The sequence below is a fragment of the Streptomyces sp. NPDC059582 genome, from assembly GCF_042735715.1.
Lineage (GTDB): Bacteria > Actinomycetota > Actinomycetes > Streptomycetales > Streptomycetaceae > Streptomyces.
In genome coordinates this window covers 25647-48533 of sequence record NZ_JBHWCC010000005.1, presented here as the reverse complement: position 1 = coordinate 48533, position 22887 = coordinate 25647, and the positions used below count along the sequence as shown (strand labels likewise).

Here is a 22887-nt window from a genome sequence, read left to right as displayed (position 1 = left end):
ACGGCACCCCGTCACCCCGCCCCCACCAGCAGTTCCGACTCCGCCTCCCGCCGCACCATCCCGCGCAGCGGTCCCGCGACCACGGCCAGTTCCGCGTAGGTCCCGCGCTGCACCACCCGTCCCTCCGCCAGGACAAGCACCTCGTCCACGGCCTCCAGGCCGGCCAGCCGGTGAGTGATGAGCAACGTCGTACGGCCCTCGGTGGCGGCCAGCAGATCGGCGGTGAGCTCGTCGGCCGTCGCCAGGTCGAGGTGCTCGGCGGGCTCGTCCAGCACGAGCACGGGAAAGTCGGCGAGCAGCGCGCGAGCCAGCGCCAGACGCTGCCGCTGCCCGCCGGACAGCCGGGCCCCGTGCTCGCCGATCAACGTGTCGAGCCCGTCGGGCAGGCTGTCCGCCCAGTCCGACAGCCGGGCCCGCGCGAGCGCGTCACGCAGGTCGGCCTCGGTCGCGTCCTTCCTGGCGAGGAGCAGGTTCTCGCGCACCGAGCTGTCGAAGAGGTGCGCGTCCTGCGCGCACAGTCCGATGTGCCGCCGCACGTCGTCGCCGTCCAGCGCGTACGCGTCCACACCGCCCAGCGTGTACGAGCCAGTGTCCGCGTCCAGGAAGCGCAGCAGGACCTGCGCCAGTGTCGTCTTGCCGGATCCGGACGGCCCGACCACGGCGATCCGGCGCCCTTCCTCCAGAGTGAGGTCGACTCCGTCGACCGCGTCCCGGGTCTGCCCGGCATGCCGGGCGGCCAGCCCCTTGACCACGACCGGGAACGGTGACGCCGGCGGAGTTCGGGGCCGCTCCGGTTCACGCACGGGTTCGGGAGTGTCGAGCACCTCGTACACACGCTCCGCGCTCCTGCGCACCCGCTGCCTGAACTGCCCGGCGACCGGCAGCCCGAGGACCGCCTCGAAGGCGGCCAGCGGGGTGAGGACGACGACGGCCATCGCCACCCCGCTCAGCCGTCCGGCGGCGACCGCCTGGGCACCGACGACGGCGGTGGCGGCCACGGTCAGACCGGACAGCAGCGCGGTGAGCCCGTCGCCGAGCGCCGTGGCGGTGGCGGCCCGCGAGGCGATCCGGGTGAGCGTGGTGTCGGCCTTCCGGGCCGCGGCGCTGCGCGCGGGCAGCGCGCCGGCGACGGTGAGCTCCGCGGTACCGGTGAGCAGGTCGGCCACCCGGGTGGCGAGCGCACCGCGGGCCGGGGCGAGACGGTCTTCGGCTCGACGGGCTGCGGCAGCGGTCACCAGCGGTACGCCGACTCCGGCCGCGAGCAGCCCGGCCGCGAGCACAGCACCCGCCTCGGGCAGCAGCCAGGCCGTGAAGGCGACGGACCCGGCGGAGACGAGCGCGGCGGCACCGGCGGGCAGCAGCCAGCGCAGCCAGTAGTCCTGCAAGGCGTCCACATCGGTGACGAGGCGCGCGAGCAGGTCGCCCCGGCGGGTCCGGCGCAGTCCGGCGGGCGCCAGCCGTTCCAGCCGCCGGTACACGGCGACCCGGGTGTCGGCCAGCATCCGCAGCACGGCATCGTGCGACACCAGCCGTTCCGCGTACCGGAAGACGGCCCGACCGATGCCGAAGGCGCGCGTCGCCGTCACCGCCACCATCAGATAGAGCACGGGCGGCTGTTGCGAAGCCCGCGAGATGAGCCACCCGGAGGTTGCCATCAGCCCGACGGCGCTCCCGAGCGCGAGGCTGCCGAGCAGCAGGGCGAGCGCGAGCCGCCCCCGCCGCGCACCGGCCATGGCACGGACGCGGGCCAGGACACCGCACGTGCCCGTCGCGGGACGCATCTCGGCCTCGGCCTCCGCGGCGACAGGCGTTCGCCCGGCCTCGAGCTCGACCGGACGCACCTCGGCGTTCCCGCCCCCGGCCACCTCGTGGACGTCGAGCCTCGGCTCGGCCAGGCGCACCACCCGGTCCGCCACAGCCAGCAGCGCCGGCCGGTGCACCACGAGCAGCACGGTCCGTCCCACCGCAAGCCGGCGCACCGACTCGACCACCTCGGCCTCGGTCTCCCCGTCGAGTGCGGCGGTCGGCTCGTCGAGCAGCAGCACGGGCCGGTCCGCGAGAAACGCCCGGGCCAGGGCGAGGCGCTGTCGCTGCCCGGCGGACAGACCCGCCCCGTCCTCCCCGAGCAGGGTGCCGGTCCCGTCCGGGAGAGCGTCGACGAACTCCAGCGCGCCCGCGTCCCCCAGCGCCCGCCGTAGCGCGCCGTCGTCCGCGTCGGGGCGCGCCAGCCGTACGTTCTCGGCGATCGTCCCGGCGTACAGGTGTGGTCGCTGCGGCACCCAGGCGATCCGGGAGTGCCACTGTGCGAGGTCGAGGTCGGCCAGGTCCGTCCCGCCGACCCGGACCCGTCCCTCCGTCGGGCTGACAAAACCCAGCAGGACGTGCAGCAGCGTGGACTTGCCCGCACCGCTCGGCCCCACCAGCGCGACCGTCTCACCGGTTTCGACCGTGAGGGAGGTGTCGGTGACGGCGTCCGAGGACCGCCCCGGATACCTGACCGTCACCCCCTCGAAGGCCACGGCCCCCGTCGGTACGGCGGACGCTCCCGACGCCGGGAGGGGCGCCTCCAGAACGGCGAAGATCTCCTCGGCCGCCGCAAGGCCCTCCGCCGCCGCGTGGTACTGCGCCCCGACCTGGCGCAGCGGTAGATACGCCTCGGGCGCGAGCACGAGGATGACCAGTCCGATGTACAGGTCCATCTCGCCGTGGACCAGCCGCATACCGATGGTCACGGCGACCAGGGCCACCGAGAGCGTCGAAAGCAGCTCCAGCGCGAAGGAGGAGAGGAAGGCGATCCGCAGCGTGCGCATGGTCGCCTGCCGGTACTCGCCGGTGATACGCCGGATCGAGTCCGCCTGCGCCTTGGCGCGCCCGAACACCTTGAGGGTCGGCAACCCCGCGACCACGTCGAGGAAGTGTCCCGAGAGACGGGACAGCAGCCGCCACTGGCGATCCATCCGGGACTGGGTGGCCCAGCCGATCAGCATCATGAACAGCGGGATGAGCGGCAGGGTGCCGACGATGATGGCCGCGGAGACCCAGTCCTCGGTCACGATCCGCGCGAGCACCGCCACCGGCACGACCACCGCGAGCCCCAACTGCGGGAGGTAGCGGGCGAAGTAGTCGTCGAGGGCATCGACTCCGCGGGTGGCCAGGGCGACCAGTGACCCGGTCCGCTGGTCACTCAGCCATCCGGGCCCCAGGGCGGTGGCCCGTTCCAGCAACCTCCCCCGCAGCTCCGACTTCACCGCCGCACTCGCCCGGTGGGCCGCCAGTTCGGTGAGCCAGGAAACCAGGGCACGCCCGCCCGCGACCACCACCAACAGCAGCAGGGGGGTGCGGAGTTCACCTGCCGACATCCCGTGCTGAAAGGCGCCGACCACTACCTCGGCGATGAGCATCGCCTGCGCGATGACCAGCCCGGCACCGAGAGCTCCCAGGCCGACGACCGCCACCAGGAAGATGCGGGTGGCTCGGGCGTACCGCAGCAGACGCGGATCGATCGGTTTCACGTGAAACATGCCCTTCGGCCCAGAGGGGTGTGTTTCACGTGAAACGCACCCCTGGTCGGACTCAGTGCGCGGCTTCGGCGATGTGCTGGGTGCCGATCCGCTTGCGGAACACCCAGTAGGTCCAACCCTGGTAGAGCAGGACGATCGGCGTGGCGATCCCTGCGCACCAGGTCATGATCTTCAGGGTGTACGGGCTCGACGAGGCGTTGGTGACCGTGAGGCTCCAGTCCGCGTCGAGCGAGGACGGCATGACGTTCGGGAAGAGCGACAGGAAGAGCATGGCCACGGCGGCCACGATGGTGACGCCGGACAGGGCGAACGACCAGCCCTCACGCCCGGCCTGGATCGCCACAAGAGCCGCGACAAGCGCCACCACCGCCACGACCAGGGCCACCAGACTCTGGCCGTCCCCACTGTCGACCTGTGTCCACAACAGGAAGACGAGCGCCAGCACGGCAGCCACCAGGCCGACCCCGAGCGCCAGCTTCCGCGCACGTTCCCGGATGTCCCCGACGGTCTTGAGCGCCGTGAACACGGCACCGTGGAAGGTGAACAGCGACAGCGTCACCAGGCCGCCGAGCAGCGCGTACGGGTTGAGCAGATCCCAGAGGTTGCCGACGTACTCGAAGTTCTGGTCGATCTTCACGCCCCGCACGATGTTGCCGAAGGCCACACCCCACAGGAAGGCCGGGACAAGCGAGGTCCAGAAGATCGCCGTCTCCCAGTTGCGCTGCCAGTTCTCCTCCGGCCGCTTGGCCCGGTACTCGAAGGCGACGCCCCGGACGATCAGACAGACCAGGATGACCAGGAGGGGCAGGTAGAAGCCGGAGAACAACGTGGCGTACCACTCGGGGAACGCCGCGAAGGTCGCGCCGCCCGCCGTGAGCAGCCACACCTCGTTGCCGTCCCAGACGGGGCCGATGGTGTTGATCAGTACCCGCTTCTCGGTCCGGTCCCGGGCGAGCAGCTTGGTGAGGATGCCGACCCCGAAGTCGAAGCCCTCCAGGAAGAAGTAGCCGGTCCACAGGACGGCGATCAGGACGAACCAGACGTCGTGCAGTTCCATGACTGTGCAGCTCCCTCGGCCTAGTACGAAAAGGCCATCGGCTTGTCGGCGTCACGAGGGTCGCCGCCGATCTTCGTGGGCGGATTGAGGTCGGCCTCGGTGAGCTCCGGCGGTCCTGCCTTGACGTACTTCACGAGCAGCTTGACCTCGACGACGGCGAGGACGGCGTACAGCGCGGTGAAGACGATCATCGAGGTGAGGACTTCGCCCTGGGAGACACCGGGGGAGACCGCCTGACGGGTCTGGAGGACGCCGTAGACGACCCACGGCTGGCGGCCCATCTCGGTGAAGATCCAGCCCCAGGAGTTGGCGATCAGCGGGAAGCCCAGGGTCCAGATCGCCACCAGCCAGTACAGCCTGCCGATCTTCGGGCTGAGGGCCTTGTTCTTGAAGAGCACCAGGTGCGGCACCTCGTCGTCACCGACCCGCAGATGCTCGGGCAGCATGAACTTCTTGCGGGTCAGCCAGAGTCCGACCAGGCCGATGGCGAAGGACGCCATGCCGAAGCCGATCATCCAGCGGAACGCCCAGAAGGTGACGGGGATGATGGGCCGGTAGTCGCCGGGACCGTACTTCTCCTGCTCGGCCTTGTTGGTGTCGTTGATACCGGGGACGTACGAGGTGAAGTTGTCGTCGGCGAGGAACGACAATATCCCTGGGACGGACAGCTCGACGGTGTTGTGGCCCTTGCTCACGTCTCCGTACGCGAAGATCGAGAACGGCGCGGAGTCCTGGCCGTCCCACAGGGCCTCGGCGGCGGCCATCTTCATCGGCTGCTGCTTGAACATGACCTTGCCGAGGGTGTCGCCGCTGATCGCGGTGAGCAGGCCGGCGATGACGACAGTGACCAGGCCCAGCCGCAGCGAGGTCTTCATCACGGAGATGTGCTTCTTACGGAACAGGTGGAAGGCGGCGATGCCGACCATGAACGCGCCGCCGGTCAGGAACGAGGCGCTGAGCGTGTGGAACGCCTGGGTGAGCGCCGTGTTCTGGGTCAGCACGTGCCAGAAGTCGGTGAGTTCGGCACGCCCCCTCACCTTGTTGATCCGGTAGCCGACAGGGTGCTGCATCCACGAGTTGGCCGCGAGGATGAAGTACGCCGACAGGATCGTGCCGATCGAGACCATCCAGATGCAGGCCAGGTGGATCTTCTTGGGCAGCTTGTCCCAGCCGAAGATCCACAGACCGATGAAGGTGGACTCGAAGAAGAAGGCGATGAGGGCTTCGAAGGCCAGCGGGGCGCCGAAGACGTCACCGACGAAGCGGGAGTAGTCGGACCAGTTCATGCCGAACTGGAACTCCTGCACGATGCCGGTGACGACGCCCATCGCGATGTTGATCAGGAAGAGCTTGCCCCAGAACTTCGTCGCCCTGAGGTACTTCTCCTTCTCGGTGCGCACCCAGGCGGTCTGGAGGCCGGCCGTGAGAGCGGCGAGCGAGATCGTCAGGGGGACGAACAGGAAGTGGTAGACGGTGGTGATGCCGAACTGCCAGCGCGCCAGTGTCTCCGGCGCCAGAGCCAAATCCACGTCGTCAGTCTCCTTACGTCGCCGCAGCAAAGCGGCAGTTTGCCCCTTTTGTCACACGCGTCATCGGAACAAACGGGACACGCTTGTGAACGCGTTCACATTCACAAGCAATTATGACGCATGGCCGTTCGAAGCCGGAGCGGCGGGGGCCCCTAAGGAAGTCCTGCACAGAAACGGGCGCCCGTTCCACGTGAAACGGACGCCCGGCGCTCCCCGCAGACCCTGCGGAGTTCCCTGTGGGTTCTACAGCTCCTTGCGGAACCCCTCCGCCACCTTCAGGAAGATGTCGTTCGCCTCGTTCTCCCCGATCGTCACCCGGACACCCTCACCCGGGAACGGGCGGACCACGACGCCCGCCTGCTCGCACATCGCCGCGAAGGCGGCGGTACCCTCGCCCAGCCGCAGCCACAGGAAGTTGGCCTGGGTATCGGGGACCGTCCAGCCTTGAGCGCGCAGGGTGTCGACCACGCGTGTGCGCTCACAGACCAGCGAGCCGACCCGGCCGAGCAGTTCGTCCTCGGCGTTCAGGGAGGCGACCGCCGCGTCCTGCGCGAGCTGACTCACGCCGAACGGGACCGCCGTCTTGCGCAGCGCCGCCGCGACGGGCTCATGGGCGATGGCGAAGCCGACGCGCAGGCCGGCGAGGCCGTACGCCTTGGAGAACGTGCGCAGGACGCAGACATTCGGCCGGCTGCGGTACAGCTCGACGCCGTCCGGCACCTCGGGGTCGCGGATGAACTCGCGGTACGCCTCGTCGAGCACCACCAGCACATCGCCGGGCACCCGGTCCAGGAAACGTTCCAGCTCGGCCCGCCGCACCGCTGTGCCCGTCGGGTTGTTGGGGTTGCAGACGAAGATCAGCCGAGTGCGGTCGGTGATCGCGTCGGCCATCGCGTCCAGGTCGTGCACGTCGCCCGGCGTCAGCGGTACCCGCACCGACGTCGCACCGCTGATCTGCGTGATGATCGGGTACGCCTCGAAGGAACGCCAGGCGTAGATCACCTCGTCCCCCGGCCCGGCGGTCGCCTGGATCAGCTGCTGGGCGACGCCCACGGAGCCGGTGCCCGTCGCCAGATGGGAGACCGGGACGCCGAAGCGGTCGGCCAGCTCGTTCATCAGGGCCGTGCACGCCATGTCCGGGTAGCGGTTGAAGGCGGAGGCCGCGGCCGTCACGCTCTCCATCACACCGGGCAGCGGCGGGTACGGATTCTCGTTGGAGGACAACTTGTAGGCCACCGGACCTTCGGCCGCGGCGGCCTTGCCCGGCTTGTAGGTGGGGATCCCCTCCAGCTCGGCGCGCAGCTTGGGGCTCGTCTCGCTCACCGCAGTCCTCCTTGTGACCACCACCGCTTCCAATACTCCTCACCTTATGAGGATTCGGCCCGGCTGCGTACTGGTGGTGCCCAACCTCCTCGGCACAGCGGGCCGCATCCCGCACCGATCTCACCCGTCCCACCAACATCAGGGGCATCACCGTATGAAGGCGTACGAATCAGGGGGCGCGCCATACATATATCTATGCGCCGGTAGCTCACGCCGTGGCGCGCATCGCCCGTGCAGGTGAGTTGAGACCTCTTCGAAACATCGGACACTTGGCAGGTCCGTGCACGCCGACAAGACAGGTATTGGCATTGAATCGTTCAACTGACTTATTTTCTAGGATAGTTGACGCCAAATGACCATGCAGAAACGTGCCTGTCAACGCGTGCATATGCGTCCGCACTACCCCACCGCATGAGCCCTACTATCGGCTCGCCATGACAGCAGCAGGGAAGCACCAGGTGAGCCGCGCGGAAACCTCACGCCGAGGCAACCGGCCGGGCCGGGCGGGTATCAGGGACGTGGCCGCCGCCGCCGGGGTCTCCATCACGACCGTCTCCGATGCCCTCAACGGCAAGGGCCGGCTCCCCGACGCCACCCGACGCCATGTCCGCGAGGTCGCCGACCGACTGGGCTACCGCCCCTCGGCCGCGGCCCGAACCCTCCGTACCGGCAAGTCGGGCCTCATCGGCCTGACCGTGACGACCTACGGGGATGAACCTTTCACCTTCACCGAGTTCGCGTACTTCGCGGAGATGGCCAGAGCCGCCACCTCCGCCGCGCTCGCCCGCGGCTACGCCCTCGTCATTCTGCCCGCGACCTCGCGTCACGACGTGTGGTCGAACGTCGCCCTGGACGGCACGGTCGTCATCGACCCCTCCGACCAGGATCCGGTCGTCAGTGAGCTGGTCCGCCAGGGCTTACCGGTCGTCTCCGACGGCCGCCCGGCCGGCTCGCTGCCGGTCACCGCATGGGTCGACAACGACCACGAGGCCGCCGTACTCGGCATCCTCGACCACCTGGCCGACGCGGGTGCCCGACGGATCGGCCTGCTCACCGGGACGACGACCGACACGTACACCCGCCTGTCGACCACGGCGTATCTGCGCTGGTGCGAGCGCGTCGGCCAGGACCCGGTGTACGAGGCCTACCCGGCACACGACCCGTGCGCGGGCGCCGTCGCCGCCGACCGACTGCTCGCGCGCCCCGACCGCCCCGACGCGGTCTACGGTCTGTTCGACCCCAACGGCACCGATCTGCTCGCCGCCGCCCGGCGTTACGGACTGCGCGTCCCGGACGACCTGCTGCTGGTCTGTTGCAGCGAGTCCACCGTGTACGCCAACACCGAGCCGCCCATCACCACGCTCTCGCTGAAGCCGCGCCGCATCGGCACGGCGGTGGTCCAGCTCCTCATCGACGCCATCGAGGGGGTCGATTCGGACCTGCCGGTCGAGCAGGTGATACCCACTGAGCTGATCGTGCGCACCTCCTCCGAGCGACGCCCGCCTCGCACGACGGTGAGCCCGCCGAGGGCGCCTGAGAAGGGGTGATGTGGCAGGGCGCGGAGCCTCCGGGGCGGTCGGGAGGACGGCAGGGCAGCCGGCCGGGAAGCCGGCCGGGCCAGGCGCATCGGCCCCCGAGTGCTGGACCGGTGTCCCGCCCGGATGTCGTGTCCGGGTGCTGCGCCGGGTGGCGCGCCGCCCGGACACGACATCCGGGTACCGCGGCGGCGGTCGGCTCGTTCGGTCGGCGGCGCCGACGGCGGGCACTCGGCCGCGGCGCGGCAGGCGGCGGACCGCCTGCCCCCCAGGAGCACTGCGGGTTCCCTGACGGGAGCCCTGCCTGCTCGCCGGCACGGGCGGGGGCGCTGCGCGTGTCTCTCCGGCGAGTGACGGTGGACCGGTACCGGGCCGGAGGGACGCCGGCCGGATCCTGGTGACGGTAGAAACCCCGGGGCCGGCCTCCGCGCGGTCCCCGCTTCGTCGACATGGTGGACCGCGGCACACCCGATCGTGGGAAGCAGCTGTGAAAACGGCGTCCGGCGCACCCCTCAGCCCGGCGAACCCCTAGTCAGCAGGTGGTCGAAGCCCTGCCCAATCGGGGCGAAAGCCGCACCGAACTGGAGTCGTGCGCTGATTCACCACCCCTGGGTCATCACACGGCCCGATCCGCATTCCTATGATGGGCCCACGGCACCCCGGGCCGCTGCGACCAGGCAGTCCGAAGCGGTGCAGATGCGGCGCGATGGTGGAGGGGTCTGATGACTCAGGGGGCCGGTCAGGGACCCGAGGTGGAGCGGACGGCGACGTTGCGCGACTTCCGGGTACCCGCGTACGTCCACGAGACCGGTCCGTACGCCCACAGCACCCACCCCGGTGAGGCCGTCGTCCCGGTCGAGGAGCCGGTGGAGCACCCTGACGGGTACACCCCCACCCAGCGCGACCTGCCCGTCATCAACCGGGGTGACACCCTTCAGGTGGCGGTCGAGCCGGCGATCACGACGGCCCCGCAGCCGAGTGTCGGCCCCGGCCCGCTGTACGTCGTCGGAGACGTGCACGGCTACATCGACGAGCTGCTGGCCGCCCTCCAGGCCCAGGGCCTGATCGACTCCGCGGGCCAGTGGTGCGCGGGCACCGCGCGGCTGTGGTTCCTGGGCGACTTCACCGACCGCGGTCCGGACGGCATCGGCGTCATCGACCTCGTGATGCGGCTGTCCGCCGAGGCCGCCGCGGCCGGCGGCTACTGCAAGGCGCTCATGGGCAACCACGAGCTGCTGCTGCTCGGCGCCAAGCGGTTCGGCGACACCCCCGTCAACTCCGGCGCGGGCACGGCCACCTTCCAGGCGGCCTGGCTGCTCAACGGCGGCCAGAAGACCGACATGGACCGCCTCCAGGACCACCACCTCCAGTGGATGGCCCGCCTCGACGCCATCGAGGAGGTCGACGGCCACCTGCTCGTCCACTCCGACACCACCGCCTACCTCGACTACGGCGACTCGATCGAGGCGGTCAACGACACCATCCGCGAGACTCTCACGCGCAACGACGCGGACGAGGTCTGGGATCTGTTCCGCAAGTTCACCAAGCGCTTCTCCTTCCGTGACGAGGGCGGCGCCGACGCCGTACGCTCCCTGCTCGATACGTACGGCGGCGCCCGCATCGTTCACGGCCACAGCCCGATTCCCTACCTGCTGGGCGAGGTCGGCTCCGAGGACGACGAGGACGGCACCGGCCCCGTGGTCGACGGACCGCACGTCTACGCCGAGGGGCTCGCCATCGCGATGGACGGCGGCGTGACCATGGCCGGAAAGCTGCTGGTCCAGCAACTGCCACTGAATGCCTGAACGTTCACCGGACATATGTCCGGCGGCCGACGTCCGTGCAGGCCGTCACCCAATTCTGGAAACCCCCTGTCACCCCGAGCCGTAGCCGCTCTACTATCGGCTTATCCGTAGCAGGCTCCCCTCCGTTTCTGCCCGACGGCTCGTCGCCATGCGAGCCTCAAGCCCTACGGAGCATCGGGGGATGCACATGAACAGCGTTCCGCAGCACCTGCTGAGCGAGGACCGCCAGGAATACGAGCGGATCCTCGGTGAGGCGCTGCGCTCCGCACCACAACGCCCGGAACTGGCCGCGGTAGGACAGCGGCTCAACGCCGAACAGCTGCGCACCATGGCGCTCAACGCCACCGCACTCATCACGGTGGCCGCGGCGACCGAGTACCAGCACTACGTGAAGGTCCGCGAGGAACTGCGCCAGCCGGCGCAGTCCACCCCGTCGTCCGTGTCCGCAGTCGGCTCGGCGGAGCCGGGCGCGGGTGCGATGGGGCTCGCCGCCACCATGGGAGAGGTCGCCGAGACCGCCGGCGCGGGTGCCGTCGCCGTCGTCGCCGTCCTGGCCCCCGTCCTCGCCGGAACCGCCGCGGCGATCTTTCTGCTCGTGGGCTACCTGCTCAAGATGCTCGACCCCGAGCCGACGTTCGCCCAGACCATGATCACCGCCGGGTGGGTGTTCGGCGCCATGACGGCGGCCGCGATCCTCGTGGCCACCGTCGGGCTGCTGCTCACCGCACTGCGCAACCGGCCCTCCGAGAGCGGACCACACTCCGAACTCCTCGAGGAAGTCGCCCAGGCCAAGGCAGCCTGGTGCGAGGCCCTCCTGGAACGGGGCATCCTGCCGTTCCTGCGGGAAGCACTGGCCGACCCCGGCACGGCGGTGGCGGGGTATCGCACGCCCCCGCCGACGCCGACCGGTCGCATGCCGCGCCTGGGCTACGACCGTCCGGGCTTCACCAGCCCCGACGACGGCCCCGCCGCGGGACCACGCCCGAGCTACACGAGCCCGGACTTCACCAGTCCGGACTTCGGCGGACCGGAGCACCAGCCGGAATAGCCCCTCGGCTTGCGCCCCCGCAGGGGAGGCGCAGGCCGAGCATCCGCCTCCGTCTGCCGGGTTTGGCGCGTGCTCATGCCGTCGACAGTTCCTCGGCGACGTCCGTCGTGGCCCGTACGAACTCGCGTACGCGCTCCGTGGTGTTCCCTTCCAGCCAGACCGGACCCCGTTCGATCGGCCGCGCGTCGTGAAGGGACACGTAGGAAACGTCCGGGCGGGGGTAGTAGCGGCGGGAGTGCTCGCCGACCGGAAGGACGCCCCTGCCCATCGCGACCAGCGTGAGCATCTCGGAGAACGAGCCTCCGGCCGGCCCCTTCGGCACCGGTCTGCCCGACGGGGTGTGGTCCGGAGTGCGGTCCCGCTTGAACGCCGCCGAAGTCACCTCGGGGTACTGCACCACAGGGTGTTCCGCGAGCACTTCGAGCGACACCGACTCCTCATCGGCGAGCGGATGCCCGGCGGCGACGGCGAGTACCCGCTCCTCCGTCAGCAGTACCGGCCCACGGGCCATCCCGTCGAACGGGTACGAGGCGATGAGGACATCGACCGAGCCGTCGAGCAGGCTCGCACGGGAATTGGACAGCTGAACCTCCCGCACAGCCACCCGGCAGTCGGGGTGCCGCTCGCCGAACAGCGCGACCGCTTTCAGAAGAGCCGGCGCCGTCCACTCGCCGAGGAAGGCGACCCGCAGTTCTCCCGTGACACCGCGGCCGGCGTCAGCGGCTCTTCGGACCGCATTCTCGATCCCGGCGACCAGCGGTATCAGGTCGTCGGCCAACTGCCGCCCGATCGCCGTGAGCCGTACGGTTCTGCTGTTCCGCTCGAAGAGTGGGCCGCCGATCCGACGCTCCAACTTCTTGATCACCTGGCTGACCCGCCCGGTCGTGATGTGCAGGCGCTCGGCGACACGGCCGAAGTGCAGCTCCTCGGCAAGCGTCAGGAAGATCTCGATCTCCACCCGTTCCAGCATGATCCCCCACCGTTTAATCCGACTCAACGATCGTATGCCGATCGCGTCTTGATGACGGATTTCCCCCGGCGGATCGTAGAAGGCGTCCACCCGCACTCCACGAGCCGAGGAATCCCCTTGACCGTCTCCGCCACCGCCACCTCTCCGGCCGGGCCCGACGACGTGAAGCTGATGACCGTCGACGACATGGACCCCGACCTGCTGACCGACCGGCCGCACCGCGCCATCGCCCTGGAGACGACATGACCTCTCTGCGCGTCAAGGCATTCGACCATCTGGTCCTCAACGTCCAGGATGTCGAACGGTCCCTGGAATTCTACACCGGGCTCCTCGGTCTGGATCCGGTCCGCGTGGCCGAGTGGCGGTCCGGCCGAAGCCCGTTCCCCTCGGTACGGATCACCCCCGAGACCATCATCGACCTGGTCAGCGGTCCTCGTGGGGAGTCCAACGTCGACCACATCTGTCTCACCGTGGAACCGCTGGACTGGGCGGAGGTCATCGAGTCAGGGGCCTTCACGGTTCTCGAAGGCCCCGTTCAGCGCTTCGGCGCACGCGGCGCCGCCACGTCGGTCTACGTCCAGGACCCGGACGGCAACACCGTGGAACTCCGCTGGTACCCGCAGGACGCCGTGGTCTGACCACGGTCCGGCTTCCCCGGTCCGGGTCGGCTCACACCCGGACCGGGATCCGCCACGACGACCTCGGTCGGCCTGGGCCCGTGTCAGTCCGCCAGGGGCAGGTAGACCCGGTTGCCGCTCGCCGCGAACTCCTTCGACTTCTGGAGCATCCCCTCGGCGATCTCCTCCGGAGAGGCCCCCTCGGCCGCCGCCCCGCCGAACCGCTCCGTGATGGTCTGGCTGATCTTCATCGAGCAGAACTTCGGCCCGCACATCGAGCAGAAGTGGGCCGTCTTGGCGGGCTCGGCCGGCAGGGTCTCGTCGTGGAACTCCCGTGCCGTGTCCGGGTCGAGGGCGAGGTTGAACTGGTCCTCCCACCGGAACTCGAAGCGGGCGTCGGACAGCGCGTCGTCCCACTCCTGCGCACCCGGGTGTCCTTTGGCGAGGTCTGCTGCGTGGGCGGCGATCTTGTAGGTGATGACGCCGGTCTTGACGTCGTCACGGTCAGGGAGGCCCAGGTGCTCCTTGGGCGTGACGTAGCAGAGCATCGCCGTGCCCCACCAGGCGATCATCGCGGCACCGATGCCGGAGGTGATGTGGTCGTACGCCGGCGCGACGTCCGTGGTCAGCGGGCCGAGCGTATAGAACGGAGCTTCATCGCAGATCTCCTGCTGAAGGTCGATGTTCTCCTTGATCTTGTGCATCGGGACATGTCCCGGGCCCTCGATCATGGTCTGTACGTTGAAACGCTTGGCGATCGTGTTGAGTTCCCCGAGCGTGCGCAACTCCGCGAACTGCGCCGCGTCGTTGGCGTCCGCGATCGACCCCGGCCGCAGACCGTCGCCCAGCGAGTAGGTGACGTCGTAGGCGGCGAGGATCTCGCACAGTTCCTCGAAGTTCTCGTACAGGAACGACTCCTTGTGGTGCGCGAGGCACCAGGCCGCCATGATCGAGCCGCCGCGCGAGACGATGCCGGTCTTGCGGTTGGCCGTCAGCGGCACGTACGGCAGCCGGACCCCGGCGTGGACGGTCATGTAGTCCACGCCCTGCTCGGCCTGTTCGATGACCGTGTCCTTGTAGATCTCCCAGGTCAACTCCTCGGCCCTGCCGTCGACCTTCTCCAGGGCCTGGTAGAGCGGCACCGTCCCGATGGGGACGGGGGAGTTGCGCAGTACCCACTCCCGGGTGGTGTGGATGTTGCGTCCGGTGGACAGGTCCATGACCGTGTCGGCGCCCCACCGAGTCGCCCAGGTCATCTTGTCGACCTCCTCCTCGATGGAGGAGGTCACCGCGGAGTTGCCGATGTTGGCGTTGACTTTCACCAGGAACCGCTTGCCGATGATCATCGGCTCGATCTCCGGGTGGTTCACGTTCGCGGGCAGCACAGCCCGGCCCGCCGCGATCTCCTCCCGGACCACCTCGGGCGCCACGTTCTCCCGGACGGCCACGAACTCCATCTCCGGTGTGATCTCGCCGCTGCGCGCGTAGGCGAGCTGGGTGACCGCCTTGCCGTCGCGGCCGCGGCGGGGCTGGCGCGGTCGTCCGGGGAAGACCGCATCGAGGTTGCGCAGGCCGCCACGCGGCGAGGTGTGCTTGATCCCGTCGTCCTCGGGACGGACGGGACGGCCCGCGTACTCCTCGGTGTCTCCGCGCCCGATGATCCAGTTCTCCCGCAGCGGTTGCAGACCCCTACGGACATCGGTGGCGAGGAGGGGATCGGTGTATGGGCCCGATGTGTCGTACAGCGTGACCGACTGCCCGTTGGTGAGGTGCACCTGACGGACCGGCACGCGCAGGTCGGGGCGCGAGCCCTCGACGTACGACTTGTGCCAGCCGATCGACTTCCCGGCCTCCTGGGGCTGTTCGCCCTGGTCGGAGACAGGCGTGCGTACGTCCTTGTTGGTCATGAGACCTACTCCCTACGCCGGCATTACCCGGTAACAGGTTCAGCGGTCGACGCAGCGGCTTCCGTCGGCAGACGTTTCATGTGAAACATCACTCGTTCCACGTGAAACATCGCGAAGACGAAGGTCAGCGCCCTCTCAGCCCGGTGCTCCGAGCTCCCGCGTGTGCAAAGGTGCCTCCACGCTAGCGTCATTTGTGGCGCGGTGAACAGTGGGCCTCTGCCGTTCTTGCGATGATCGGTCGGTGACCACGACACACGAGCCGCCGTACCCCTCGCCGGAGCCGCCTCGCGGACCCGGAGCCGACCACGGCACCGGGAGCGGCAACGGCCCCGGATACGGCCATGGTTCCGGTGCAGGGCACACCCACGGACATCACCCCGGACACGGCACCGGACCTGGGCAGGGGGCGGTACATGGGCCGGGGCCCGGGCACGGCCCCGGACCAGGACACGGACCGGAGCGGGGGCACGGGCACGGACCCGGGGATCAGGATCCGGGGTCGGGCGGCGGACACGGTCCCGGATCCGGTGGCGGGCACGGTCATTCGCACAGCCATGGCCCCGCCGCCCCCGTCTCCAAGCACCTGCGCAAGGTCATCGCGGCGATCCTCGTGCCGTTCGCGGCGGCGGTGGTGGTCGGCCTCGCGGTGCTGTGGCCCGGTGGCGCCCCGGCACACGAGCGCACCGGGGTCGGGTTCGACCGGCAGACCCAACAGGCCACGGTCACCACAGTGGACGGTGTGAGCTGTCGTTCGGTGAACGCCTCGGGGGACACCCCGACCGGCGACACCTCGACCGCCGAGGGTTCCTCCGCCCAGCAGGAAGCGAACGGCACCTGCAAGAAGGCGACGATCCGGGTCGACACCGGTTCGGACAAGGGTCGTACGTTCACCGAGATCGTCCAGCCGGACCAGTCGCGCCAGCTGCACCAGGGTGAGAAGGTCGTGGTCGCCTACGAGCCCTCCGCGCCGAAGGATCTCCAGTACTCGGTCACCGACGTCAACCGCCGGATCCCGATGACGCTGCTCGCGGGCATCTTCGCGCTCGCCGTCGTGATCGTCGGGCGGCTGCGTGGCGTGATGGCGCTGGTGGCACTGGCCATCAGCTTCCTGATCCTGAACTTCTTCATCCTGCCCGCCATCCTCCAGGGTTCGAACCCGCTGGTCGTGGCGGTGGTGGGGTCGAGCGCCATCATGCTGATCGCCCTGTATGTCTGCCACGGACTGTCGGCCCGCACATCCGTGGCGGTGCTCGGCACTCTGATCTCACTGGTGCTGATCGGCATCCTGGGCTCGCTGTTCATCGACTGGGCCTCGCTCACCGGCAACACCGACGACAGCACCGGTCTGATCCACGGTCTGTATCCGGCGATCGACATGAGCGGTCTGCTGCTCGCCGGCATCATCATCGGGTCGCTCGGTGTCCTCGACGACGTGACGGTGACGCAGACGTCGGCGGTCTGGGAGCTGCACGAGGCCAATCCGTCGATGGGCTGGCGGGGGCTGTACCGGGCGGGCATCCGCATCGGCCGTGACCACATCGCCTCGGTCGTCAACACGCTCGTCCTCGCCTACGCGGGCGCGGCGCTGCCCCTCCTGCTGCTGTTCTCCATCGCGCAGAGCAGTGTCGGCACGGTCGCCAACAGCGAGCTGGTCGCGGAGGAGATCGTGCGCACGCTGGTGGGCTCCATCGGCCTGGTCGCGTCGGTGCCGGTCACCACCGCGCTCGCGGCGCTGGTGGTCGCGGCCGACCGGTCGGGTCAGGACGGCGCCGTCACCACGGGCCCGACGGGTGCCCCGCCGGCTCCGGCACGCGCGGGAAGGGGCCGACGGCGCAAGCGGTGACGCACGCCTGACATCACCCGAACGCCTCGGCCCGGCGTCACCCGAACGCCACAGCGGCAGCGCCGTGGCGTTCCCACCCGACTTCCACAGAAGCGTTCCTGCAGGCCCTCAGGGAGCCCACAGAAGCGTTCCTGCATGCCCTCCACGCGCCGTTCTGACGCGTCCGACGCCCCCAGGCGCCCTCGCTTCAGCCCGCGCTCTGTTCCTCGGCCAGGATGCGGTCCAGCGCCTCGTCGAGATGGGCGTCGAAGTCGGCGAGCGAACCTTCCTGGCCCAGCGGCACCAACTTGTCCGTGCGGTCGAGGAAGGCCACGAGCGGCGCGGTCGACGAGCGGAACAACGCCTGATCCACGCCGACCTGAAGCCGGATCAGGACCTCGCCCAGCGAGTCGGGGTCGACGGGCGAGACCCGCACGTCCCCCTCACCGCACGCCCGGCCCACCCCGTCGATCAGGAGTTCCCGCCCGAACGCCCAGGTCACCGGGGCGTCTCCGGGAAGGTGGAAGGTCAACCGCACGGCGTACGGATCACAGGACTCGTAGCGCAGTTCCACCGGGATGCGGAAGGAGAGCTCCTCGGAGACGAGAAAGCTCATCATGACCTCTGCCTGTACGGACTCGCGCATCGCCTACCCCGTCATATGCCGTCGAATGGCCGGGAATGAACCCCTGACATTTGGTGGCATCTTGCTGAACGTACATGGCAGATCACAAGGAGTGATTTTTCAGATGCTGATAGAGAGCCCGAACGACCCCAGCAGGCGTCCGATCTCGGCCTGCAACTGCTGCACGGCGGGGAGCAGCCGGTCGGCCTGATGGGAGGGCAGCGAAATGGCCATCGTCGCGGCCGTCGCACCCAGTGTGATCGGGATAGCCGCGCACACCGTCCCCAGCGCGTACTCCTGACGTTCGGTCACCGGGCCGGTCCTCCTGGTGCGTTCCAGCCGTCGCAGCAGTGTGTGGCTGTCACGCACCGTGTACGGGGTGAGGGACTGCACGGGATAGCGGTCCAGGTGGTCGCGGCGGGATTCGTCGTCCAGCTGGGACAGCAGACACTGCCCGATGGCATGCGCGTGCCCGGTCTCACGGAAGTCGGCCCACTCCTCGACCGCCGGATTGCCCGGGGTGTCGGAGACGCACAGGAGCTCGATCTCGCCTCCGCGGTACACGGCGTAGTACACGGGCACACCGATGGAATCACGCCATCGCGCGAGCGCGTCGACGACCGTGCTGCGACGTTTCTGCCCCGCTCCGCTACTGCTCAGCAGTTCGGCGGCCTCGCCGAGGAAGAACAGCCCCTTGTCACGGCGCAGATAGCCCTCGTACACAAGGGTGCGCAGCAGGTGGTAGGCCGTGGGCAGGGCGAGTCCGGTCTCACGGGCCAGCTGCTTGGCCGGGGCTCCGTGTGCGTGCGTGGCGACGGATTCCAGCAGACGCATCGCGCGCTGCACCGATCCGATGAGGGTGGTCGTCGCGGAATGCGGCTGCTCGGGAACCGACGTGGAGGGCGGACGCTGAACCAGGGAGGGGGCGGAGCGCGGCCGCGCGAAGGGAGCCTGCGGATCCGCGGATGCGGTGTCAGCCGTGGCCAAGGGTCACTCCGGTTGCACGAGGGGGCAGCCCGCGCGGGGAACACGGGTGGGGGGTGTACGCCGCCCGCGGGGTCCGCCCCGCGTGGGATTCCGGACTTTATCCGGCTCCCACCGCTTGCAGCCGGGCTGTCCGGAAAACTTCCCCCGCCCGAGGGAACCGGTGATTCCTGTTACCGGTCACCGATTGCCCGCGCGGTCACCAGTCGCTGCGCGACGAGGAGCTCGAGGTGAACTTACGCACGACGTAGATCAGTCCGCCGACCAGGGCCACGAAGATCAGCGCCTTGAAGAGCAGGCCGATCACGATGCCGACGACCGTGGCTATGAGGCTGCCGAACACGAACAGAGCGATGACCGGCACCGCGATCCACTTCACCCACCACGGCAGTCCCGCGAAGATCTCTCGCATCGCCCTCGTCCTTTGCTTCTCCGCCCGGTTGTCCGGGACCTGTTGATGTCCTGCCGTCGATGCTAGGGCCGGCAGGGGGGCCGGCGGGGGCCGCGCACCCCTTGTCCTCCCCTGACCGTTCCCCTAGGGAACCCCGAGGGAGAGGCTCAGGCCTCGGGCGGAGAGAAGACCACCAGGACCCTGAGGTCCTCGCTGATGTGGTGGAACTTGTGGGCGACCCCGGCCGGAACGTACACCACGCTGCCGCGCGCCACCGGCGTCGTCTCCAGGCCGACGGTGATCGAGGCGCGGCCGCTCACCACGAAGTAGATCTCGTCCTGGTTGTGCGGCTTCTGTGCATCGTGATCACCGGCGTCGAGCGCGTACAGGCCGGCCGACATGTGCCGTTCCCGCAGAAACTGCAGGTAGGCGCCGTCGTTGGCGGCGCGCTCCGCCTCCAGTTCGTCCAGCCGGAATGCCTTCATCGCTCTTGTCCGCCCTCACACCACTGCTCGTATCCGATCTCTTCTGCCACGATCAGACACATGAAGAATTTCGTAGTCAAGACGATCGCCAACGCGGGCGCTCTGGCGGTCGCCGTCTGGCTGCTCGACAAGATCACCCTGACCGGTGACAGCACGGGCAAGAAGGTCGGCACCCTGATCCTCGTCGCCCTGGTCTTCGGACTGGTGAACTTCCTGGTCAAGCCGGTCGTGAAGGTACTCACCTTCCCGCTGTTCATCCTCACGCTCGGCCTGATCACCCTCATCGTCAACGCGCTGATGCTGCTGCTGACCTCATGGGTGTGCGACAAGCTCGACCTGAGCTTCCACGTCGACGGCTTCTGGACCGCCGTCCTCGGCGGCCTGATCATCTCGGTCGTCTCCTGGGCCCTGAACGTCGTCCTGCCCGACGGCAAGGACTGAGCGAGCGATGACCTACCGCGTCTGCTTCGTCTGCACCGGCAACATCTGCCGCTCGCCGATGGCCGAGTCCGTCTTCCGCGCGCGCGTGGCGCAGGCCGGGCTCGACGACCGGGTCGAGATCGACAGTGCCGGCACCGGCGGCTGGCACGAGGGCGACGGAGCGGACCCGCGCACCGTCGCCGTCCTGGAGGACAACGGCTACGCCAGCGGTCACACGGCCCGGCAGTTCCGCTCGTCCTGGTTCTCCCGCCTCGACCTCGTGATCGCCCTCGACCACGGCCACCTCGCGGCGCTGCGCCGCCTCGCACCGACCGAGGAGGACGCGCGGAAGGTACGGCTGCTGCGCTCGTACGACCCTGCCGCCGTCGACGACCTCGACGTGCCGGACCCGTACTACGGCGGCACGGACGGCTTCGAGGAGTGCCTGGAGATGGTGGAGGCGGCGAGCACGGGGCTGCTCGCCGCGGTACGTGAACAGGTGGAAGGGCGGGCGGCATGAGCGACTCTGCCGGGGACCACGCGACCGGGGACAACAGAAACGGTTCGGCGGGGGCTCCGACCGACGGTGACGGGACGCGCGCGGTGCGGGCGGGACTGCCGGCGCCGGTCAAGCACGAGCCGACGTTGCCGGGGCCGGTGTTCGCCGCCCACTTCCATCTGCCGGGTGACCCTACGGGCCCCTACACCTACGGCCGCGACGAGAACCCGACCTGGACGCTTCTGGAGCGGGCCATCGGCGAGTTGGAGGCGCCGGCCGAGGACGGCGCCCAGACGCTCGTCTTCGCCTCCGGGATGGCCGCCATCTCGTCGGTGCTCTTCTCCCAGCTGCGCGCGGGAGACACGGTCGTGCTGCCCGGCGACGGGTATCAGGCGCTGCCCCTGGTGCGTGCCCAGTTGGAGGCGTACGGCATCGAGGTGCGTACCGCACCGACCGGCGGCGACGCCCAGCTCGACGTCCTCGACGGCGCCAGGCTGCTGTGGATCGAGTCCCCGTCGAACCCAGGACTCGACGTGTGCGACATCCGACGGCTCGTCGAGGCGGCACACGCGCAAGGTGCCCTGGTGGCCGTCGACAACACCCTCGCGACACCGCTCGGACAGCGCCCGCTGGAACTCGGCGCCGACTTCTCGGTGGCCAGCGGGACCAAGCAGCTGACCGGGCACGGCGACATCCTCCTCGGATACGTCACCGGTCGCGATGCCGAGACCATGGCCACCGTACGCCGCTGGCGCAAGATCGTGGGGGCGATCCCCGGGCCTATGGAGGCCTGGCTCGCGCACCGTTCGATCGCCACACTCCAGCTGCGCGTCGACCGGCAGAACGCCTCCGCCCTGACCCTCGCCGAGGCGCTGCGGGGGCGGCCCGAGGTGACCGGACTGCGCTATCCGGGGCTGCCCGACGACCCCTCGCACGAGATCGCCGCGCGGCAGATGCGACGCTTCGGGTGTGTGGTGTCCTTCACGTTGCCCACGCGCGCGCGTGCCGACCGTTTCCTCGGCGCGCTGCGGCTCGTGGACGACGCGACGAGCTTCGGCGGAGTGCGCTCCACAGCCGAGCGGCGCGGCCGCTGGGGCGGCGACGCGGTGCCCGAGGGGTTCATCCGCCTGTCCGTCGGTGCCGAGGACCCCGTGGACCTGGTGGCGGATGTACTGCGTGCGCTGGAGGCGTCGGCGGACTGACCGGTCCGCCGACGCCCCATCGGTGTCCTGCTACGTACAACGGACGGTCCGAGCCTCCCCCCTCGTGGCTCGGACCGTCCTCGGTTCCACTCGCCGAGAACCGCGCGCACAAGGCTAGTTGACTCTGTGTCAGTGTCCAATCACAGTAGCGACAGAGACCTATCGACATATTTATAGTTGGCCCGGCCGGGGGGCCTGGGCGGGCGGTGAGAGGGGAGGGCGCGGCATGGATCTCGCGTTGCTGCGCACCTTCGTGACCGTGCACCGCGCCGGCTCCTTCACTCGTGCCGCGGCCCTGCTCGGGCTCTCCCAGCCGGCCGTCACCTCACAGATCCGCACCCTGGAACGACAGGTGGGCCGGCCCCTTTTCCTGCGGCAGGCCCGTGGCGTGACACCGACGACCATCGGCGACGAACTCGCCCACAAGGCCGCGCCCCATCTCGACGCCCTGGTCGAGATAGCCGAGACCGGCCTGGACGACGAGTCCTCCTTACGCACCCTGCACCTGGCCGGCCCCCCGGAGTTCACCGCGGAGCGGGCCCTGCCCGCGCTGACGGCGCTGACCGGCGACGACGGTCAGCGCCTCGCCCTGCGGGCCTCCTTCGGCAACACCGAGGAGATCCTCGAAGGGCTGGCGGCCGGACATCATGATCTGGCCATCACCACGGCCCGTCCGCGCGGTGCCCTGCTCACCGCGACTCCGCTGTGCGACGAGGAACATGTCCTGGTCGCGGCCCCCGGCTGGGCCGAGCGGATCGGGCACTGGAAGCTGCGCCGCAAAGGCGCACCCGCCCTGAAGAACCTCCCCGTCGTCGAGGTGCACGAGTCGCTGCCCTTCGTCTCCCGCTACTGGGCCTCCGTCTTCGACTCCCGGCCCGCCACTTCCGGTGCCGTCGTCGTCCCCGACCTGCGCGCCGTCCTGGCCTGCGCGTGCGCGGGCGCCGGGCTGGCGGTGCTGCCGCGTTATCTGTGCGCCCCGGCTCTGGAGCGCGGTGACGTGGTCACGCTGCACGAACCCGTGGTGCCGCCGCTGCGGACCTACTTCCTCGTGGTGCGCACCGGCACGCTGGCGATGCCGCACATCGCCCGGGCGCACGAGTGGTTGCAACAGGCTTCAAGCGACTGGTGTTGACCCTGATCCCGCGCG

General features: G+C 69.5%; 20 protein-coding genes and 1 riboswitch. Of the genes, 10 read left to right on the top strand and 10 right to left on the bottom strand.

From position 1 onward, the window contains the following. Positions 1–11: 11 nt before the first annotated feature. The 4 genes from cydD to hisC form a co-directional block, all read right to left on the bottom strand. Entirely contained in the window at positions 12–3521 is a 3510-nt protein-coding gene (gene cydD / locus ACFV0T_RS06745) for a thiol reductant ABC exporter subunit CydD (protein WP_385775213.1), read from the bottom strand. Positions 3522–3573: 52 nt separating this feature from the next. Beyond that, positions 3574–4578, bottom strand: a complete 1005-nt coding sequence (gene cydB, locus ACFV0T_RS06740) for a cytochrome d ubiquinol oxidase subunit II (RefSeq protein ID WP_385775211.1) — start codon at positions 4576–4578, stop codon at positions 3574–3576. A 20-nt stretch (positions 4579–4598) separates the two neighbouring features. Further along, positions 4599–6107, bottom strand: coding sequence for a cytochrome ubiquinol oxidase subunit I (locus tag ACFV0T_RS06735; RefSeq protein WP_385775209.1), 1509 nt, complete (start codon positions 6105–6107; stop codon positions 4599–4601). Positions 6108–6350: 243 nt separating this feature from the next. Beyond that, positions 6351–7430: a histidinol-phosphate transaminase gene (gene hisC / locus ACFV0T_RS06730; RefSeq protein ID WP_385775207.1), complete on the bottom strand. Its 1080-nt coding sequence runs from the start codon at positions 7428–7430 to the stop codon at positions 6351–6353. A gap of 434 nt (positions 7431–7864) precedes the next feature. Between hisC and ACFV0T_RS06725 the strand changes: the two genes are divergently transcribed. From ACFV0T_RS06725 to ACFV0T_RS06715, 3 genes are all read left to right on the top strand, one after another. Further along, positions 7865–8977, top strand: coding sequence for a LacI family DNA-binding transcriptional regulator (locus tag ACFV0T_RS06725; RefSeq protein ID WP_385775205.1), 1113 nt, complete (start codon positions 7865–7867; stop codon positions 8975–8977). Between the two features lie 710 nt (positions 8978–9687). Continuing rightward, positions 9688–10770 (top strand): metallophosphoesterase, encoded by a 1083-nt coding sequence (locus tag ACFV0T_RS06720; protein WP_385775203.1) that lies wholly within the window; start codon positions 9688–9690, stop codon positions 10768–10770. Between the two features lie 181 nt (positions 10771–10951). Beyond that, positions 10952–11818, top strand: coding sequence for a hypothetical protein (locus ACFV0T_RS06715; protein ID WP_385775201.1), 867 nt, complete (start codon positions 10952–10954; stop codon positions 11816–11818). Positions 11819–11891: 73 nt separating this feature from the next. Here ACFV0T_RS06715 and ACFV0T_RS06710 read toward each other — a convergent pair whose 3' ends face one another. Next, positions 11892–12878: a LysR family transcriptional regulator gene (locus ACFV0T_RS06710; RefSeq protein WP_385775199.1), complete on the bottom strand. Its 987-nt coding sequence runs from the start codon at positions 12876–12878 to the stop codon at positions 11892–11894. 27 nt (positions 12879–12905) lie between these two features. Here ACFV0T_RS06710 and ACFV0T_RS06705 point away from each other — a divergent pair, with 27 nt between their 5' ends. Both ACFV0T_RS06705 and ACFV0T_RS06700 read left to right on the top strand, forming a co-directional pair. After that, positions 12906–13034: a hypothetical protein gene (locus tag ACFV0T_RS06705; protein WP_385775197.1), complete on the top strand. Its 129-nt coding sequence runs from the start codon at positions 12906–12908 to the stop codon at positions 13032–13034. Next, a complete protein-coding gene (locus ACFV0T_RS06700) occupies positions 13031–13426 on the top strand; it encodes a VOC family protein (protein WP_385775195.1) in 396 nt (131 codons plus the stop codon). Before ACFV0T_RS06705 ends, ACFV0T_RS06700 begins: the two co-directional genes overlap by 4 nt. 83 nt (positions 13427–13509) lie before the next feature. Here ACFV0T_RS06700 and thiC read toward each other — a convergent pair whose 3' ends face one another. Beyond that, a complete protein-coding gene (gene thiC / locus ACFV0T_RS06695; protein ID WP_385775192.1) occupies positions 13510–15312 on the bottom strand; it encodes a phosphomethylpyrimidine synthase ThiC in 1803 nt (600 codons plus the stop codon). Then, a riboswitch (TPP riboswitch) is annotated at positions 15305–15482 on the bottom strand. It overlaps the preceding gene by 8 nt. 71 nt (positions 15483–15553) lie before the next feature. On the opposite strand from thiC, the gene ACFV0T_RS06690 reads away from it, so the two are divergent. Continuing rightward, entirely contained in the window at positions 15554–17155 is a 1602-nt protein-coding gene (locus ACFV0T_RS06690; protein ID WP_385775191.1) for a YibE/F family protein, read from the top strand. Between the two features lie 187 nt (positions 17156–17342). Here the strand turns inward: ACFV0T_RS06690 and ACFV0T_RS06685 are convergent, their stop codons facing one another. The 4 genes from ACFV0T_RS06685 to ACFV0T_RS06670 all read right to left on the bottom strand — a co-directional run bounded on the left by ACFV0T_RS06685 (position 17343) and on the right by ACFV0T_RS06670 (position 19619). Beyond that, positions 17343–17780, bottom strand: a complete 438-nt coding sequence (locus tag ACFV0T_RS06685) for an SsgA family sporulation/cell division regulator (RefSeq protein ID WP_385775189.1) — start codon at positions 17778–17780, stop codon at positions 17343–17345. 99 nt (positions 17781–17879) lie between these two features. Then, positions 17880–18746: an IclR family transcriptional regulator gene (locus ACFV0T_RS06680; RefSeq protein WP_385775187.1), complete on the bottom strand. Its 867-nt coding sequence runs from the start codon at positions 18744–18746 to the stop codon at positions 17880–17882. Positions 18747–18942: 196 nt separating this feature from the next. Beyond that, entirely contained in the window at positions 18943–19155 is a 213-nt protein-coding gene (locus ACFV0T_RS06675) for a DUF5326 family protein (RefSeq protein ID WP_385775185.1), read from the bottom strand. Between the two features lie 146 nt (positions 19156–19301). Beyond that, entirely contained in the window at positions 19302–19619 is a 318-nt protein-coding gene (locus ACFV0T_RS06670) for a cupin domain-containing protein (RefSeq protein ID WP_385775183.1), read from the bottom strand. A gap of 60 nt (positions 19620–19679) precedes the next feature. On the opposite strand from ACFV0T_RS06670, the gene ACFV0T_RS06665 reads away from it, so the two are divergent. The 4 genes from ACFV0T_RS06665 (at position 19680) to ACFV0T_RS06650 (ending at position 22872) form a co-directional block, all read left to right on the top strand. Next, the gene (locus ACFV0T_RS06665) at positions 19680–20060 is read left to right on the top strand and encodes a phage holin family protein (protein WP_385775181.1); all 381 of its coding nucleotides are present in this window, start codon (positions 19680–19682) and stop codon (positions 20058–20060) included. Positions 20061–20067: 7 nt separating this feature from the next. Beyond that, complete coding sequence (locus ACFV0T_RS06660; protein ID WP_385775179.1) at positions 20068–20559, top strand: low molecular weight protein-tyrosine-phosphatase; 492 nt, start codon at positions 20068–20070, stop codon at positions 20557–20559. Continuing rightward, on the top strand, positions 20556–21740 hold the full coding sequence (locus ACFV0T_RS06655; RefSeq protein WP_385775177.1) for a cystathionine gamma-lyase: 1185 nt from the start codon (positions 20556–20558) through the stop codon (positions 21738–21740). The genes ACFV0T_RS06660 and ACFV0T_RS06655 overlap by 4 nt, the downstream gene beginning before the upstream one ends. Before the next feature lie 226 nt (positions 21741–21966). Next, a complete protein-coding gene (locus ACFV0T_RS06650; RefSeq protein WP_385775175.1) occupies positions 21967–22872 on the top strand; it encodes a LysR family transcriptional regulator in 906 nt (301 codons plus the stop codon). Positions 22873–22887 lie beyond the last annotated feature (15 nt).

Coding starts and splice junctions, on each gene's coding strand:
- ACFV0T_RS06665 (WP_385775181.1), top strand. CDS start 19,680: ATGAAGAATTTCGTAGTCAAGACGATCGCCAACGCGGGCGCTCTGGCG.
- ACFV0T_RS06720 (WP_385775203.1), top strand. CDS start 9,688: ATGACTCAGGGGGCCGGTCAGGGACCCGAGGTGGAGCGGACGGCGACG.
- cydB (WP_385775211.1), bottom strand. CDS start 4,578: ATGGAACTGCACGACGTCTGGTTCGTCCTGATCGCCGTCCTGTGGACC.
- ACFV0T_RS06715 (WP_385775201.1), top strand. CDS start 10,952: ATGCACATGAACAGCGTTCCGCAGCACCTGCTGAGCGAGGACCGCCAG.
- ACFV0T_RS06675 (WP_385775185.1), bottom strand. CDS start 19,155: ATGCGAGAGATCTTCGCGGGACTGCCGTGGTGGGTGAAGTGGATCGCG.
- ACFV0T_RS06650 (WP_385775175.1), top strand. CDS start 21,967: ATGGATCTCGCGTTGCTGCGCACCTTCGTGACCGTGCACCGCGCCGGC.
- ACFV0T_RS06670 (WP_385775183.1), bottom strand. CDS start 19,619: ATGAAGGCATTCCGGCTGGACGAACTGGAGGCGGAGCGCGCCGCCAAC.
- thiC (WP_385775192.1), bottom strand. CDS start 15,312: ATGACCAACAAGGACGTACGCACGCCTGTCTCCGACCAGGGCGAACAG.
- ACFV0T_RS06700 (WP_385775195.1), top strand. CDS start 13,031: ATGACCTCTCTGCGCGTCAAGGCATTCGACCATCTGGTCCTCAACGTC.
- ACFV0T_RS06655 (WP_385775177.1), top strand. CDS start 20,556: ATGAGCGACTCTGCCGGGGACCACGCGACCGGGGACAACAGAAACGGT.
- ACFV0T_RS06685 (WP_385775189.1), bottom strand. CDS start 17,780: ATGCGCGAGTCCGTACAGGCAGAGGTCATGATGAGCTTTCTCGTCTCC.
- ACFV0T_RS06660 (WP_385775179.1), top strand. CDS start 20,068: ATGACCTACCGCGTCTGCTTCGTCTGCACCGGCAACATCTGCCGCTCG.
- ACFV0T_RS06725 (WP_385775205.1), top strand. CDS start 7,865: ATGACAGCAGCAGGGAAGCACCAGGTGAGCCGCGCGGAAACCTCACGC.
- cydD (WP_385775213.1), bottom strand. CDS start 3,521: ATGTTTCACGTGAAACCGATCGATCCGCGTCTGCTGCGGTACGCCCGA.